Source organism: Marinococcus sp. LNHM3E3-2.2 (genome assembly GCF_056034385.1).
The window spans coordinates 1-16,544 of sequence record NZ_JBQLIC010000010.1 but is presented as its reverse complement, the minus strand read 5'-3'; the positions used below and the strand labels follow the sequence as shown (position 1 = coordinate 16,544).

The following is a 16,544-nucleotide window of genomic DNA, read 5'->3' as shown; positions in this document are numbered from 1 at the left end:
ACTACTGCCTCCTTTTCGTTCTCTTATCGGCCGTTCATTGAAATGGTCTGCATACCGTCGAAGGCAAAAATGTATACTTCGGGTATGGCCGCTCCCCATATGCTTTCAAGGGATGAGCGGTATAAGTCCAGCTGGGTCTGGTAGCGTTCCCGCAAAAATTCCTGCTGCTGCTTGGGATTTCCCGGGAACCGGGACTGCACCCGGTCCGTTTTATAATCAATCAGCACCCAGCGGCCGTCTGTTTCCTTTATTACGAGATCTGCAATTCCCTGAAGCAGCTGCCGGTTCTCAAGGCCGCTCCCGGTTACTCCAGCTGTAATAGGAACTTCCTTCTGAACTGCTTCGGCAGCCAGGACGCGCCGGCCCAATTCAGTTTCGAAAAAAGCAGTGACTGCAGTGGTGTCAACGCTTTCCGCCTGGGCGGCAGTAATGTATTCCTCGTCCGTCAGCCTGCGAAGCAGCCGCTGCACCCGTTCTTCGTCCGGGACGCCTGTAAAGGAAAGCTGCTCCATGACGATATGAAGAACGGTTCCTTTTTCTGCCGGACTTACGGCTTCTTCCATCATAAATGACGGCCTTCTTGCATAGGAGGAGGTAAAGGTAACGGCATGCCGCTGCTCCGCCTGGGGGTCTTCCGAGCGCCGTTTCCATTCGCTCACCGAAATTTTGGCCGCATGCCGGGTATCTTCCTCATAAGGGTATCGAAAGTACATGCGGCGCCTGACTTCTTCGTCCCATTCCTCTCCCGCCGGCACCTCTTCTTTATTTTTTACCGCCTGCATCCAGTCCTCCGCTGACGTCTCCTCCTGCACTGACCCGATCTGCAGGTTTGAGGCCGGTATAATATGAACCTTCCAGGAGGAATGATCGGACAGGTTCTTTGAGGTCTGCTGCTCTAACGGGTCGACTTGCGCGTGCTGCAACAAAACAGGCATCAGCCAGTCAAATGCGTGCTGTGCTTCCAGGCGGTCATGCAGTTCAAGAGTGTTTCCGGCCTGGGCACTTTTCTGCTCCCATTCTTCAAATTTCTTTTCTACCCTCTGCATCGAGCTTACGAGAATCAGCTGTTCCTCTGCCCTTGTAAACGCGACGTACAGCACACGCAGTTCTTCAGCAAGGCTTTCCGTTTTCATGCGGTGTTTTATCGCCGCATGCGGCAGTGTCGGCCAGCTGACACGCTGCTTTGGATCGACATATTTCATGCCGATGCCAAGCTCTTTGTGAAACAGAAGAGGCTGCCGCTGATCCTGTACATTAAAGCCCTTCTGCAGTCCGGCAGCATAAACAATCGGAAATTCCAGTCCCTTGCTTTTATGAATGCTCATAAACCGCACAACATCTTCCTGCTCCCCAAGCGCCCGCGCAGTGCCCAAATCCTCCTTTCGGTTTTTCATGCCTTCAATAAAACGAAGGAAGCGGAATACGCCGCGAAACGACGTCGATTCATACACACGGGCACGGTCATACAGCGCAAGCAGGTTCGCCCGCCGCTGTTTACCTCCGTGCAGGCCGGAACAGAAGTCCAGGTAGCCGGTTTCTTCGAGCAGTGCCCATATAAACTCTGACAGCGGCTCATATTTGGACCGGCTGCGCCAGCCCTCCAACTGTTCCAGAAACGCCTGGGCCTGGGGCTGCATACTGGAGGTGCCGCCAGCGGCCAGTTCCACGCACTGATAAAAGGAGGCATTTTTGTCCTCCAGCCGCACTTCTGCGAGCATCTCTTCATCCCAGCCGACAATCGGCGAGCGGAGCACAGAGGCGAGCGGAATATCCTGCAGCGGATTATCAATGATCTGCAGCAGGGAAATCATAATCTGAATTTCAACTGCCTGAAAATACCCGCCGGACACTTCTGCGTATACCGGTATGCCGTACGCCTGCATTTCTTCCATCATTTCATTCACCCATGGCATCGAGCGCATTAAAATCACGTGATCCCGGTACGCCGGCCGGCGCTTTTCACCCGTCTTTTGATCGGTCACCCAGCCGTTCTGCATCGAATGGCTGACTGCCTGCGCGATCCACCGGGCCTCCGCCCGGGCGTTGGTCAGCTCCGCTGCCTGAGGATCATTCTCGACGACATCCTCCTGATCAATTACGGCCACCTCGGTCACTATGTCCCCGAGGTCCGGGTATTGATCGTTGCCCCACTTCAGCTCTGCCTCGCTGTCATAGGCAATGCCGCCAAGGTCATTATCCATCAGCTGGCGGAATAAGTAGTTAACGGCATCAAGCACCTGCCTGCGGCTGCGGAAATTTTTATCGAGCATAATTCGTTCCCCGTCATCGCTTTCCCCGTACCGCTTGAATTTTTCCAGAAACAGATCCGGCTCTGCCAGACGAAAACGGTAAATGCTCTGTTTGACGTCTCCGACCATGAACAGGTTATCACCGGAGGAAAGCTGGGTGACGATTTTTTCCTGCACAAAGTTGGTATCCTGATACTCGTCCACGAGCACTTCCTGGAAAAATTCGCGGTAATGTTCCGACGCTTCTTCAAAAGCCAGAATCTGCAGGCAAGTGTGCTCCAAGTCGGAAAAGTCCATCATGGCGCGCTTTTGCTTCACCTGGTAGTACCGCTCGCTGAACGTCTGCACGAGCTGACAGAGCTCCCGGACTGATGGGTAAAGATCCACAATATCGCTTAACGCATCCTCCGGGTTTTCCGCCACCATGTCCTCCTGAAGCTTCTGAATAACCTTTTTGGCTCCGTCCCGGTTGTTTCTTATCTGTTCCCGCCGCTCCGGCGTCGCGTCTTCCTCCTTTTTGCTGGCCAGTTTTTTAAAGGTGAACCCGGCAAGCGTCTGCTGCATGTCTTTCCACGTAGCGGCTTCGAGAGCCCTCCGGCACGTATCAAGCTCCTCCTGAAGAAGCCCAAGGTTTACTTTTGGGCCGTCCGGCTGTCCGGCAGCTGCAATCGCATTTTCGTATTTGAGCACAGCACCGGCAAGAGCAGTCTCTGCCTGCTGCATCATTTCACGTCCCCACGGGAGCTCTTCGATCGACCTGCTTCCATCCGTACGGTACTGTTCAGCCACCTCCTGCAGCCATGACGCCGGATCCGCGTGTGCCCGGGAATACTGAAACAGACGCAGCACTGCTTCACGAAGCGAATCATCGCTCCGGTCTTTATTCAGCCGATCGGCAAGCAGAACAAAATCGTCATTATTTTCGGCCGCATAGTTTTCCTCGAGCAGCTCCTCAAGCAGCTCCTCCTGAATCATGGCCCCCTCATTCTGGTCCATGATACGAAACTGCGGATCCACATCCACAAGGTAATAATACGTTCGGATGACGTTCATACAGAACGAGTGAAGCGTGGAGATGGACGCCCGGTTTAACAATGCCAGCTGTCTGCGGATATGCAGATTGGCAGGGTCTGCTTTTAACTTTTCCTCGAGCGCCTTGCCTACCCTTGTTTTCATTTCAGCAGCGGCTGCGTTTGTAAACGTTACGATTAAAAGCCGGTCTACGTCCACCGGGGCTTCTGCCTGGGTGATTTTCCGGATAACCCGCTCTACAAGCACAGCGGTTTTCCCGCTCCCTGCGGCGGCAGAAACTAAAATATTAGATCCTTCCGCGTGTATTGCCTCCCACTGGCTCTCCGTCCAGCGGGCGTCTGTTGGTTTTTCAGGAATGGTCCTCAGACTCATCGTTTTCCTCCTTCTCCTGGAACAGCGTTTCCCATTTCATGCCGCCGCTCCGAAAGCTCCGGAATTCGTTGCCCGGAAATCCGCGGTCAAATTGGCATACAGAATGAAATTCACAGTAGTCACATGCTTTCTTTTGTTTCATCTGAAAAGGCTGGATACTCGTATCGCCTGCTCTCAGCTGTTCGCCGATATGGCGGATTTTGTCACGAATATGGCCGCGAAGACGCTCAAACTGTTCTTTTGAAACGACCGGTGATTGTTTATTAAACCCTCCGCCTTTATTCAGGCGCGCAGGGACGATAAACGAATCGGCGCCCGCCTCAAGCCGTTCATCCATCATTTTGGCGATGCCGGGGTCATCCGGCAGAATGCCTTTCATGCGGAACTGCTTCATCATCTCCTGTTCAATGTCCTCGGGAGACCATGATCTTCCCGCCTGAATAATAGGATTGTGTACGTTGAAATACAGTACGCCGGCCGGATCTGCTTTCGTTCCGAGCCATTCTTCGGAGAAGGAGAGCACTACATCCAAATAGACGAGCATCTGCAGCGCCAGTCCGAAAAACACCTCTTCCGGACGCAGGTCCTTGGCACTGGACTTGTAATCAATCACCCGCAGCAGCACCCCGCTGTCTGACACCGCCTGGTCGACGCGGTCAATTCTTCCCGCTACTTCCATCTGGGTTCCGTCAGCCAACTCAAATAGGAGCGGCGGAATTTCTTCGCTTGGCCCAAAGCCTACTTCAAGTCCGATAGGCGAAAACCGGCTGGATTTCGCCTGCTGGCTCAGAATCATTGAGGCCCGCTGCACGGTTTCTTCGAGCTTTTTCAGTAAATACTGGTGTCTGGAATTGCTTAAAAGAATCTGGCGCTGAATAGCCGGAGCCAGTTCATGCACCGCTTCTTCAGCATAATCACGGGCGTTCTGCTCGGAAAGCTCCTCCCACGTCCGCCCGTCCCGGTAGACGGCTTTTGTTACGTCCTTTAAAGCTGCGTGAAACAGCTGGCCAATATCCGGTGCTTCGAGCTTGTACAGCTGCCTCTCCTTCAGCTTTAGCCCGTACGAAGCAAACTGCCGGAAAGCACAGGCTTCATACTGCTCCATCCGCGATACGCTCGTTTTCATTTTCCGGCCGTAGAGTTCCCGGGTCGTTTCCCTGGAAAGCGCTACTGCCTCATTACGGTAAAACAGGCTTTTCGTCAGTTTTTCCAAACGGTTGTTTTTGACAAAAACATTGTACACACTCCACCAAAGATCAGCCACATCTTCTCCCTGTTTACAGCGTTCGAGTTCCCCAATCAAAAAGCTCATCGTTTTCATGGAGGCATTCACAAAATGCAGCTGTCCCTCTTTACTGTAACCCCCTGGTTCGTTTTGAATCAGCACCGGCGCCTGATCCGGAAACATGTCGAGCAGCTGCTGGATGACGATTGAAGGCTGGAGCCGCTTTCCTTCCTCATCAGCCATCGGATAGCTGACAATCAGTCTGTCGGAGGGCAGACTCATCGTGCGGTAAATGAGAAAGTTTTCATTCAGGAGCTTTGCCTCCCCGCTTTCTTCAAGTTCAACGCCTTGCTGCTCCAGCCAGGCCCTGTCGGACTCCTGCAGCATGCTGCTTTCTTCAAGGGCAGCCGGAAGTATGCCTTCGTTTACGCCGAGCAGGTAGACCACTTTAATACCGAGCAGCCGCGAACGTTCCATATCAGCCGCGGTTACCTGGTCCAGAGAAGGAGGTACAATCGAAAAAGTAGCTTTCGTAAAGCCTGCTTCCATCATCTGCTGAAAGGTCTGCATACCTGCTTTATCATCGCCGGCCACCTCTACCATCTGTTCAAGCAGGTCTACGGTCATGTCCCAGATCTGCTCATGCTCTCTTGCCATTTCCAGGCGGTTATGCCTGAGACAGTCATCGCGCATCATTTCGAGCTTTTCCGGTATCCGGAGCTCCTCTAAAAATGTAAACAAGGCCCCCGCTTTTTCCCGCACAGTACGGGCTTTTTTTAGTCGTGCCTGCAGGGAGAACAACGGGGCGCTTAACCGCATTCTTGTTTGATGAATATCTCTTTCGATCTCGTGGTTATCTTTATGCTCCCAGTCGTCCTCTACATTTGTGGCATGATACCGGTAGACCCACTGTTCTTCGCTTTTCCAGTCTTTTTCTCTGACGTTTCGCGCGAGTACATAATTTTCCAGGAAATCCACCTGTTTTCTCGCTTCTGGCCAGGACTCATGCACATCAAACAGCATATCTGTTTTGAACGTCCGGAACACCGACTCGTATCTCCACCGTTCTGCAATGGTCTCAAGCGCCGAGCGGATAAATTCCACTACCGGGTGATTCAGCACCGGACGCGTTTCATCCACAAACACCGGGACCCGGTAATCCTGAAATACGGTCTCAATTATATGATTATAGTCCCCCGGATTTCTGGCTACGACGGCAATGTCTTCATACCTGTAATCATGATCCCGTACAAGCGCTGCAATATCCCGCGCGCATTCCTCGACTTCGGTCCGGCGGTTGACCGCATTTTTAACCGTAATAGCATCTCCGCCCGAACTAGTTTTATAGGAACGGTTTTCCATGAACCTCTCTAAATGCTGAAGTGCTTCGTGTTTATTTGTCGTGCCGCCATTAAACCAGTACGGCCTATTCACCGATACAGCATGGTCTTCTGCCAGCGCGCTCAGCTGGTAATATGTTTTTGCTGTCTGTCTGAACATATCCGGAGCCGGATGTGCGTCTTCCTTGTTCGTCAAATCATCGAGCGTCAATGCGATCCGCACATCCTGCGAGTACTGAAGCAGCTGCTCAACTACCGACAGCTCCTGCGGGGTGAAGCGGTGGAAGCCGTCAATATAAATGACTGCTTCTGCAATGTAAGCAGAGGAATTCACTTTTTCAGTCAGCCAGAACAGCTGCTCCTCGCTTCCAATGTAGCGGTCCCCGATGACCTTATCCATCTCTTCCCAAATCAGCAGAAGATCCTGAAGCTTCGCTGTCAGAATACGATCAGCCCCGGTTGCCCCGCTTTTTTCCAGCCCCTCCACCATATCGTGCATAGCTGCTTTGGACACATTGTGGGTTTTCCATTCTGTAATTACTTCATCCACCTGGTCAATGAAGCCGTCCGTATAGCTCGACGTTTCATACAGCCGAAAATGCTTGCGCTGTTCACTGATCACTTTACGAATCAGCATCTGTTTGCCTGTTTTCTGAAGCGCGGTTTTGGCCGCTCCACCTGTTTCCTGAAAAACCTTCCACGCAAGTCGCGGAAAGCTGTAGACCTGGGCTCTTGTCATCCCTTTTTCCGACAGGCGGACAAGCTGCTGTTCTACCTGAAAAGTCATTTGGTCAGGGGTAATAACAATTACTGGCGGTCCATTGGGATCACGGGTAATCATTTCATTAATTTCTCGATGCATGGCGGTGGACTTACCCGTCCCGGAACGCCCAAGATAAAATTGTAGGCTCATGAACATTCTCCTCTGCCGGATTAAAAACCGGATCATATGTTTGGTTTTATTATATCAGATTTTTATTTTTTTGTTTAATACAGTATGTGAAATTAATTAATTTTGATAAGAAAAACGCCCTGCTGCCAGGACGTTCTTCAACTTATTAGGAAACAGCATCTGCTGTTTTTTGTGGTTTGCTGAATCGTTTCACTCCCGCGCAGTTGAGATGTTCGAACGGACCAAATCCATGGAGGAATAGGCGCAATTCTTTTTTCAGCTGCAGGCGTTCATGGACGTACACAGAGATGTCTTCAAACTGGTAACGCGTATACATGGCAGTTTCAGCAGGTGTGCCTACCTGTACTACTGTATCGACTGGGCCTTTGTCTTTTTTCTGATTCCAAAAATAAAATGGGTCCAGCGTAACTACGCCTCCATCTCTTCTAATACGCGCAGCTGTTTTTCGGTCCATTTTAATATTGCTCATACTATCCCTCCTTGGTATATCGTGTTCTCTCAACGATCACATATGTGATTATATCAATAGATAGAAACGGAACGCAAGCGTTAAACGAAGAAAAAATCATTTATTTTCATTTCATCTCTATTTTTACGATAAAATGGCTGAAAATCAGAGATTATCGCGAAATATCAAAAAATGTGTGTTTTCTTATCGTCGGGCTGGCACTGCCAGAAATCATCCCTTCTGCGTTTCTGCAAAGAAAAAAGCCCGCCGGAAAGCGGGCTTTGATCATATTGTATTATCCTTCGAGCAGAAGGTTTTCTGGATCCTCAAGCAGCTGCTTCAGCGTTACAAGGAAACTTACTGCTTCTTTTCCGTCCACGATGCGGTGATCGTAGGAAAGAGCCGTATACATCATCGGCCGGTTCTCCATCGTATCCTGGTCAATGGCCACCGGACGCCACTGGATCGTGTGCATTCCAAGTATACCTACCTGCGGAGCGTTCAGAATCGGTGTCGACAGCAGCGAACCGAAAACGCCGCCGTTTGTGATTGTAAAGGTACCACCCTGAAGATCTTTCAAGGTTAATTTATTATCGCGGGCCTTTAATGAAAGGTCCATAATTTCCTGTTCGATTTCAGCAAACGTTTTTCGATCAGCGTCCCGGACTACCGGTACGACGAGGCCATCGTCAGTGGAAACAGCCATGCCGATATCGTAGAACTGCTTTTTGATCACTTCTGTAGCCTGAATTTCTGCATTCAGCAGCGGGTATTTTTTCAGTGCTGCAATAACACCCTTCGTAAAGAAGGACATAAATCCGAGGCGCACGTCGTGCTGCTCCTGGAACGTATCCTTCCGGCGTTTTCTCAGGTCCATGATTGCTGACATGTCCACTTCGTTAAACGTCGTCAGCATCGCTGTTTCCTGCTGGACTTCCTTCAGCCGGCTCGCGATCGTCTGACGGCGGCGGGACATTTTAACCCGTTCCACCGGCTTGCCTTCGAATTCATCCTTCTCGCTTTTGGCAGCAGGCTTCTCAGGCTGTTTTTCCTCTTTTTTGCTGCTTCCTTTTACTTCATTATCCACATCTTCTTTGCGGACGCGCCCCTTCGGATCGCTCCCGGACACTTCATTCAGGTCAATGCCCTGCTCGCGAGCGTATTTGCGCACAGAAGGAGACGCAACCGGCCGGTCTGCCGGGGATTCTTCTTTCGATTCTTCTTTCGTGCTTTCTTCCGATTTTTCAGCTGCCGGCTCTTTGGAAGCTTCCTGCTTTTCTTCGCTTTCCTTTTCCGGAGCTGCTTCCTCTGAGCTTTTTTCTTCTGAGCTTCCGCCTCCGGCTTCACCGTTTTCGTCCACTACGGCAATTACCTCGCCGACTTCTACGTTGTCGCCCTCTTCTTTTAACAGTTCCTGGAGGACACCAGTTTTCTCCGATGGGATTTCCACATTCACTTTATCGGTTTCAAGTTCAGCGATGTTTTCTCCCTGTTCGACTTTGTCCCCTGGTTTTTTTAACCATTCTGCGATTGTTCCCTCTGTAACGGATTCGCCTAGTTCTGGTACTTTGATCTCTGCCATGACTGCGTCCTCCTTATTCGTTTCCTTTTAGGGCTTCCTGAATGATGCGGTTCTGTTCTTTTTTATGGATTGTAGGGTCGCCTTCCGCCGGACTTGACCTTCTGCGGCGCCCGATATAATCCACCGATGCTCCTTTTGGTGCCAGATTGTGCAGGAGCGGGTACATGTAATACCATGCGCCCATGTTTTTCGGCTCCTCCTGAACCCATTGGATCGATTTTACGTTTGGATACGCTTCTAAGATGTCACGGATTTCTTCTTCCGGAAACGGATAGAGCTCTTCAATCCGGACGATATGGATATCGCTCGGCACTTCACCGTCGGCCAGTGCTTCATGCAGGTCGATGGTCATTTTTCCAGTACCTACGAGCAGACGTTTTACTTTCTTTTTGTCTTTGCCCGTCAGCGGGTCTTCCACTACGGATTGGAAAGCACCTTCCCCGAAAGCCTCCGGCTCGCTAGCGACGGTCTGATTACGCAGCAGACTTTTTGGTGTCATGAGCACAAGCGGACGCATTTCGTCTTTTCCGAGAAATTCCGCCTGCCGCCGGAGCAGGTGGAAGTATTGCGCTGAACTCGAGAGGTAAGCGACATTCCAGTTATTTTCTGCTGAGAGCGTCAGAAAACGTTCGAGTCTTGCACTTGAGTGTTCCGGCCCCTGTCCTTCGTAGCCGTGCGGGAGCAGAAAGACCATACCGGACTTTTGTCCCCACTTAGCGCGGCCCGCAGAAACAAACTGGTCAAATATTACCTGTGCAGCGTTACCGAAATCACCAAACTGGGCTTCCCAGAGTGTCAATGTTTCCGGTGCCTGCACATTATATCCGTATTCAAAGCCGACGATACCGTTTTCTGAAAGCGGACTGTTGTAAAGTGCAAAGGCGGCATTTGCTTTCGAGAACGCATGCATTGGGGAATAAATATCTCCGTTTTTATGGTCATGGAGCACCAGATGTCTCTGTGCGAATGTGCCGCGCTGGGAGTCCTGACCGGTTAAACGCACCGGTGTGCCGTCTGCGAGAATTGTTGCAAAGGCTAACGCTTCGGCATGGCCCCAGTCCACTTTGCCGCCTTCTTCCATAGCCGGTCCACGGCGTTCAAGAATTTTTCTTAATTTCGGAAAGACATTGAAGTTTTCGGGCCAGGTAATAAGCTCCTGGTTAATTTCCTTCAGTTCGTTTAAATCATAGCCGGTTTCGACTTTAGGAAGACGTTTTTCCACTTCTTCCGGCACCGGTCCAAGCTCCGTCTCCGCTTCTTTATCCTCTGCTACTTTGTTGTACTGATCCCGCAGATGATTCAGCGTATCCTCTTTCAGCTGATCGGTTTCGGATTTTTTCCAGAATCCGATTTGGTCCAGATGATCCGCGTAATGCTCACGAACAGACGGATGCTCACGAATCAGTCCGTATAAGTATGGCTGGGTTGCTGCCGGCTCATCTGTTTCGTTATGGCCGTAACGGCGGTAGCCGATCAAATCGATCACAAAGTCTTTATTGAATTTATTTCTGTATTCATAAGCCAGCTGCACGGCCGCGAGACAGGCTTCCGGTTCGTCTGCGTTCACGTGAATAACCGGGATTTCGTAGCCTTTGGCCGGGTCACTTGAATAGGTCGTACTTCTTGCATCGTGCGTATCGGTGGTAAAGCCAAGCTGGTTATTGGCAATGACGTGCACGGTACCGCCCGTCTGATACCCTTTCAGCCGGCTCATGTTCAAGGTTTCTGTGACGACTCCTTCGCCTGGAAAAGCCGCATCGCCGTGCACTAAAATAGCCATGGCCTTAGAGCCGTCCTGCTGCGGAAAGCCCGGCTCACTGACGTCATCCTGCGCGGCCCGTGTATAGCCTTCCACGACCGGATTGACGTATTCCAGGTGACTTGGATTGTTGGCAAGGGAAATACGGGATTCAAACGATTCCTGATTAATGTTTTTATCTGCTCCCAGGTGATACTTTACGTCTCCCGTCCAGCCGTAGTTGATCCCAACGGAACCTTCCGAAGGTACGAGATCTTTGTTGGGGGAGTGCTGAAATTCGGAGAAGATCAGGTCATAAGGCTTCCCGATAACTTTGGCCAGAACGCTCAAACGCCCACGGTGGGCCATGCCGATCATAATGTTTCTTGCCCCGTCCTGCATCGCGCTGTGGGTAAGCTCTTCCATAATAGGAGCAAGAATGTCAATTCCTTCTATAGAAAAGCGTTTCTGGCCGACAAACGTTTTCTGCAGAAATTGCTCGAAGGCTTCTACTTCCGTAAGGCTTTTCAGCAAAGCTTTGCGTTTATCATCTGACACAGCGCTGTATATTTCGCCTGACTCCACCTTGCGATTGAGCCAGCGGTGCTCTTCCACATCATGGACGTGGTCGAATTCAAAAGCGATGGTTTTTGTATACATCTGTTTTAAATGCTCGATTGCTTCGAGTCCGTCAGATACTGATTCCGGAGCGTCCGGACATAGAATTTCCTTCGGAATGGTCCGAAGATCTTCTTCACTTAGTCCGTATTCTTCTATGCGAAGAAATGACGTTTCTCCGTTTGGTTCCTGAAGCGGGTTGATGTCTGCAGAAAGATGGCCGTGAATACGGATATTTTCAGCAAGTTTAACTGCATCCGCGATCTTTTCCATATTAAGTCCGGCACCGACTGCCTGGTCTTTTTCATCCACAGCAGGAGCATATCCGGCTGATGCTTCCCCATTTGACGATGGCGGTCCGTACTGGTCAAACCAGCTTTTAATCTCCGGTTCCACAGCGTCAGGATCTTCCTTGTACACGTCGTATTGTTCCCACATATAACCCAGATTGGGACCATAAAATTCCTGCCAGGCTTCTTCAGCCCTGGATTGATGCTTACTCATCGAGTGATACCCCCAGCTTATGTGATCAATAAGTTTTCTAAACTATCATATTAGTCGTTTAATATCTATGAAGGTGAACCATTTGGAATGGAGTTTCCACCATCACTTCCCTTCTTCGACTCAACCAATTCTTCGAGAACATGCCTTTTCATAAATCAGACATATTTTAACATGCTTATAGCAGGTACTCAAAACCTTACCCAGCCAAGTATACGAAAAATATGTATGCTCCTCGCTGCAGGAGGCCGAAAATCCGATTGATTTTCACTTTCCGGCATCTTTAAAGCGCGATCTCCTATGAAGCGTTCTCACACACCTACATTGTACACTAATTCTTTTCACTTGACAGTCCCTAAACTGAATTATTTGCTTTTCCAGGCAGAACGGCATATTTCTTTTTCTTAAACATTAATCGCTGTGCTATGATTTATACATACATTTTCACTTTCACAGGGGGATTTTCATGAAAACACTTATTTTTGATTTAGACGACACCCTGCTCTGGGATAAAAAAAGCATCACTGAAGCGCTGCGGGCCACGGCCTTTGACGCCGAGATACGCACTGGGGTGCATGCACCGCTGCTCATGGAAACCGTGCAGCAGACTGCACCCGAACTGTATAAGAACCTTTCTGTATATGACTTCACTAAAACGATAGGCATTAACGCATTCGAAGGCCTCTGGGGACACTTTGACGATATTGAGCACCGGCGCTTCCAGGAAATGAGCCGGCTTATTTCCTCCTATCAAAAAGAAACATGGACGCGGGCGCTTGCAGCCCACGGCGTCCACCAGCCGGAAACAGGGGAATGGCTTAAGGACCGCTTTATTATGCACCGACGTCACCTGCCCTATGTATATGCTGATACGTTTGAAGTCCTTCATACCCTAAAGGATGACTATCAGCTGCTGATGCTCACAAACGGCTCCCCCAGTCTTCAGCGGCTGAAGCTGTCCCTGACCCCGGCGCTCGTGCCTTTCTTTGACCATATTATTATCAGCGGCGAATTCGGTGTGGGAAAACCTGATCCTGCCATCTTTACTCATGCGCTGCGCCTCGCAGACGCTTCTCCTGAAGATACACTGATGATCGGGGACAATATGAATACCGATATCGCAGGGGCAAAAAAAGCCGGTATCAGCAGCGCCTGGATCAACCATGACGGGAGCGTCCCGACTCATGAATTCCGGGCAGAACATGAGCTGACGGCTCTCGGGGATCTGCTGCCTCTGCTCCGCTGAGCAAACGCCCGCACCTTCCGGTTCATAAAAACGGACGAAGTTTTTTGACGTAGCGCTTCACACGGAACAGCACCTCCCGCTGCAGCGCGGGCCGGGGAATCTGGGAGGCTACTGCTTTCACGTCAGGGTAGACGCCGTAAGCGTGGTAAGCCACCGGAATAACAGCTTCAAATAAAATATCGCCCTTTTCACGGTGTATTACTTCCGTTCTCACCTCCGCTATATGCGTCCTGAGCTCATCTTCCGGCTCTTTTAAATACACGGATTCAACGTCAAAGATATATTGCGGCATAGTTTGGTCATTGCTCCTTTCCCTTGAGACGGATAAAAATGTGCTTTGCAAATGGCGGTTTTCGTGTTAATTTAGTACAATGTTTGTAGTAATTATACATAAAACTGTATGAATATCGAGGTGAAGAAAATGAGTTCCACTCCATCCACCAGGGCCTCGAGCGCCCTTAAATTTATTATTCCTTCATTGATTGGGATCTTTTTATTTATGGTCCCCATTTCTACTGATGACGGCTTAACCGTTCCGGTGGCTCTTCTTGCCGGATGGCTCGAAGGCTTACTGAGCGGTATACTGCCTGCGATGGGCGTCATTTTTATCGGCATCTCCGTAGTCGGTGCCATTATTGCCCGGTTCCGTCCGTTTTCCTCAGGTATCGCCGTGTCGTTGTTTCATGTAACCAACGGGTGGCTTCTCATCCGCATTTTAGGCTTTATTTTTGCTTTTTTAACCCTTTTTCAAATTGGCCCGGGCTGGCTTATCGGGGACGCTACCGGTGGTCTTCTGCTCTATTCCCTGATTCTTCTCTTAATTACCGTCTTCTTTTTTGCCGGTTATTTTCTCCCGTTTCTGCTTAATTTCGGCCTGCTCGAATTTTTTGGTTCGATCCTGACGATTTTAATGCGCCCGTTATTTACCCTTCCGGGCCGCTCCTCGATTGACGGTCTCGCTTCGTGGTTAGGCGATGGCACCATCGGCGTGCTTTTGACAAGTCAGCAGTATGAAAGCGGCCACTACACGCAGCGCGAGGCTGCTGTTATCAGTACGACGTTCTCGGTAGTCAGTATCACATTCACCATTACAATCCTTGGGGAACTGGATTTGCTTGCCTACACGCTGCCGTATTACCTCACCATCGTTGCAGCCGGCGTGGCCTGCGCACTCATTATGCCCCGGATTCCTCCGTTGTCGCGGAAGAAAAACGAGTATTACAACCAACAGCCTGCAGAGGAAATCGCGAACGGCCATACAGGTAAAAATCCTGTGTCCTCCGGGTGGGAAAAAGCACTCGATAAAGCTTCACGCACTCATTGGTCTTCCGTGCTGATCAGCGGTACAAAAAACGTGCTTGATATGTGGATCAGCGTCATCCCGATTGTCATGGGCCTTGGCACCATCGCAGTTGTTATTGCAGAATTTACGCCGTTGTTCGCCTGGCTCGGTGCTCCGTTCGTGCCGCTCCTGCAGCTGATGCAGGTGCCGGAGGCAGTAGCAGCCAGCGAAACAATGCTCATCGGATTTGCGGATATGTTCCTGCCGGCTATTCTTGGTACGGATATTGAAAGCGAAATGACCCGCTTCATTATCGGGGCCCTGTCGGTCAGTCAGCTCATTTACATGTCCGAAGTTGGTGGTCTGCTGCTCGGGAGCAAGCTTCCGGTACGCTTTATCGACCTTGTACTCATCTTTCTCGAAAGAACCATTATTTCACTTCCAGTTATTGTTTTAATCGCTCATTTTATCTTCTAAAAAACCAGCAGACATATAGAAGAAATCGTAAAAAGCCGGCGGGGGTCCGCCGGCTTTCTTTATGCTTCAGTACGCTGTTTTCCGTACCAGTCATCGAGTACTTTTGCATCGAGTATTTTACTTTCAATAAACTCCTGCTGCTTCGTTTTGAACTCTTTCTGCCAGTCGATATTCAGTTCCTCTGCGAGCTCTACCGTAGTAAGCAGCTCCTGCCAGGCTACATACCGCTTATACCAGAAAAACTGAGGCTGTTCATTCATATACGGATATAAATCGTCAAAAGCGGTGTGTTTACAGTCGATGGTGCGCTCAAATTGAGTTTTGGCTTCCTGCAATTTACCGGCAAAAAACGTGCTGAGATTCTTTTCGTTTTGACTCATCAGCTCTCCATCCCTTCTGTATATTTACCTACATTCTGCCACAGAAACGCCTAATCGAAAAGAATTATGTTCTCACTGGGTTTTCAAAGCAATAAAAAACGCTGCAGTTCTGCAGCGTTTTGTTCGTCTATTAACCAATCCGGTCAAGCCGGCGCTCCATCCGCTCAAGCTGATGGTCTCCCGCTCTCTTTTTATTGGAGGCTTTAATTACTTTCTTCAGCTTTTTCTTCGTTGTCCCTGCCGGAAGAAGGCCCTCACTGATCAGAAACTTGTAAAAGAAATCGAGTCGCCCGGTTTCCAGCTGATAAGCACGCGGAACCTGCTGCAGGTACGAACTGACCGCATCTGATAAGGAGGCGTTGTGAGCATCCAATTCGCTGTAACGTTCTTTATACATGCGGTAATTGTTTTCACTGAGGCGGTTCATAAGCGTCAGCAGAAAACGTTCCTCATTTCCCTGAAGCTGAAAGCCTTTCTTCTCAATCAAACGAAGAAATACAGCAAGATCCGTGTTGTAAAAGTCGAGCGCAAGCTTCATTTCACTTGTGACAGAGAGTGTCAGCGAATACTTCCCCTGCGCACGGGCAAGAAGCCGGTTGTAAAGCGCCCGGTTCACACGGTCGTTTAAAAGAAATGACGGATGGATCGTATACAAATATTTTTCAATATCTTTATTGAGAAGTTCATCAGTCCAATCATCATTTTCACGTCTCTGCCTCATCTGTACCTGCAGATCCGTATTGTAATCCTGAATCCGTTCTTCTGTTTGCCGGGCAAGCTGATCGCGCTTGTCCATCCATTTTTGCTTCATTGCTTTTAGCATATGAAAGCCTCCCTTCCTTATCCTCTCTCTTATAGGCTGGTTTACCCAACCCTCTCTTTATTTCCTAGAGCAGTGTATCACATCACAACTTAAAATAAAATAGAGCATTTAAAAGTTTTTCGTATGAATTTAAACCTTTACGCTACTGAGTGCTTTTATTGGACTCACAGAAGGATATATCACATTACAAAGGCATTCACTTCTTTTTTTTGCAGCAAAAAAACCTTTCCAGTCCGGAAAGGTTTCAGACTGTCGACAATGACTCTAATTTTAGAGTTTGTCGGCAGTTTTTTTGTGCTATGATAAAAAGAAATAGCC

The 16,544-nt window shown here is 49.6% G+C and carries 10 protein-coding genes; 2 read left to right on the top strand and 8 right to left on the bottom strand.

Annotated features, from left to right (window positions below):
* Positions 1-23: 23 nt before the first annotated feature.
* From addA to ACTRXF_RS12690, 5 genes are all read right to left on the bottom strand, one after another.
* Entirely contained in the window at positions 24-3,653 is a 3,630-nt protein-coding gene (addA, locus tag ACTRXF_RS12710; RefSeq protein WP_474279338.1) for a helicase-exonuclease AddAB subunit AddA, read from the bottom strand.
* Positions 3,631-7,131 carry a helicase-exonuclease AddAB subunit AddB gene (addB, locus tag ACTRXF_RS12705; RefSeq protein WP_474263451.1) on the bottom strand — a complete coding sequence of 1,167 codons (3,501 nt, stop codon included), beginning with the start codon at positions 7,129-7,131 and terminating at the stop codon, positions 3,631-3,633. The genes addA and addB overlap by 23 nt, the downstream gene beginning before the upstream one ends.
* 145 nt (positions 7,132-7,276) lie before the next feature.
* Complete coding sequence (locus tag ACTRXF_RS12700; protein ID WP_322525069.1) at positions 7,277-7,600, bottom strand: hypothetical protein; 324 nt, start codon at positions 7,598-7,600, stop codon at positions 7,277-7,279.
* A 274-nt stretch (positions 7,601-7,874) separates the two neighbouring features.
* Positions 7,875-9,161 carry a 2-oxoglutarate dehydrogenase complex dihydrolipoyllysine-residue succinyltransferase gene (odhB, locus tag ACTRXF_RS12695; protein ID WP_474263453.1) on the bottom strand — a complete coding sequence of 429 codons (1,287 nt, stop codon included), beginning with the start codon at positions 9,159-9,161 and terminating at the stop codon, positions 7,875-7,877.
* Positions 9,162-9,174: 13 nt separating this feature from the next.
* On the bottom strand, positions 9,175-12,021 hold the full coding sequence (locus tag ACTRXF_RS12690; RefSeq protein ID WP_474263455.1) for a 2-oxoglutarate dehydrogenase E1 component: 2,847 nt from the start codon (positions 12,019-12,021) through the stop codon (positions 9,175-9,177).
* A 463-nt stretch (positions 12,022-12,484) separates the two neighbouring features.
* Here ACTRXF_RS12690 and ACTRXF_RS12685 point away from each other — a divergent pair, with 463 nt between their 5' ends.
* Positions 12,485-13,264: an HAD family hydrolase gene (locus ACTRXF_RS12685; protein WP_474263457.1), complete on the top strand. Its 780-nt coding sequence runs from the start codon at positions 12,485-12,487 to the stop codon at positions 13,262-13,264.
* Between the two features lie 22 nt (positions 13,265-13,286).
* Here the strand turns inward: ACTRXF_RS12685 and ACTRXF_RS12680 are convergent, their stop codons facing one another.
* Entirely contained in the window at positions 13,287-13,556 is a 270-nt protein-coding gene (locus ACTRXF_RS12680) for a hypothetical protein (RefSeq protein WP_474263459.1), read from the bottom strand.
* A 129-nt stretch (positions 13,557-13,685) separates the two neighbouring features.
* Between ACTRXF_RS12680 and ACTRXF_RS12675 the strand changes: the two genes are divergently transcribed.
* The gene (locus tag ACTRXF_RS12675; RefSeq protein ID WP_474263461.1) at positions 13,686-15,023 is read left to right on the top strand and encodes a YjiH family protein; all 1,338 of its coding nucleotides are present in this window, start codon (positions 13,686-13,688) and stop codon (positions 15,021-15,023) included.
* A 59-nt stretch (positions 15,024-15,082) separates the two neighbouring features.
* Here ACTRXF_RS12675 and ACTRXF_RS12670 read toward each other — a convergent pair whose 3' ends face one another.
* Together ACTRXF_RS12670 and ACTRXF_RS12665 are read right to left on the bottom strand one after the other, a co-directional pair.
* Entirely contained in the window at positions 15,083-15,403 is a 321-nt protein-coding gene (locus tag ACTRXF_RS12670) for a hypothetical protein (protein WP_474263463.1), read from the bottom strand.
* Positions 15,404-15,533: 130 nt separating this feature from the next.
* A complete protein-coding gene (locus tag ACTRXF_RS12665) occupies positions 15,534-16,226 on the bottom strand; it encodes a hypothetical protein (protein WP_474263465.1) in 693 nt (230 codons plus the stop codon).
* Positions 16,227-16,544 lie beyond the last annotated feature (318 nt).

Bases quoted from the DNA above. Each gene is read 5' to 3' on its own strand.
- addA (WP_474279338.1), bottom strand. From the start codon at position 3,653: ATGAGTCTGAGGACCATTCCTGAAAAACCAACAGACGCCCGCTGGACG.
- addB (WP_474263451.1), bottom strand. From the start codon at position 7,131: ATGAGCCTACAATTTTATCTTGGGCGTTCCGGGACGGGTAAGTCCACC.
- ACTRXF_RS12700 (WP_322525069.1), bottom strand. From the start codon at position 7,600: ATGAGCAATATTAAAATGGACCGAAAAACAGCTGCGCGTATTAGAAGA.
- odhB (WP_474263453.1), bottom strand. From the start codon at position 9,161: ATGGCAGAGATCAAAGTACCAGAACTAGGCGAATCCGTTACAGAGGGA.
- ACTRXF_RS12690 (WP_474263455.1), bottom strand. From the start codon at position 12,021: ATGAGTAAGCATCAATCCAGGGCTGAAGAAGCCTGGCAGGAATTTTAT.
- ACTRXF_RS12685 (WP_474263457.1), top strand. From the start codon at position 12,485: ATGAAAACACTTATTTTTGATTTAGACGACACCCTGCTCTGGGATAAA.
- ACTRXF_RS12680 (WP_474263459.1), bottom strand. From the start codon at position 13,556: ATGCCGCAATATATCTTTGACGTTGAATCCGTGTATTTAAAAGAGCCG.
- ACTRXF_RS12675 (WP_474263461.1), top strand. From the start codon at position 13,686: ATGAGTTCCACTCCATCCACCAGGGCCTCGAGCGCCCTTAAATTTATT.
- ACTRXF_RS12670 (WP_474263463.1), bottom strand. From the start codon at position 15,403: ATGAGTCAAAACGAAAAGAATCTCAGCACGTTTTTTGCCGGTAAATTG.
- ACTRXF_RS12665 (WP_474263465.1), bottom strand. From the start codon at position 16,226: ATGCTAAAAGCAATGAAGCAAAAATGGATGGACAAGCGCGATCAGCTT.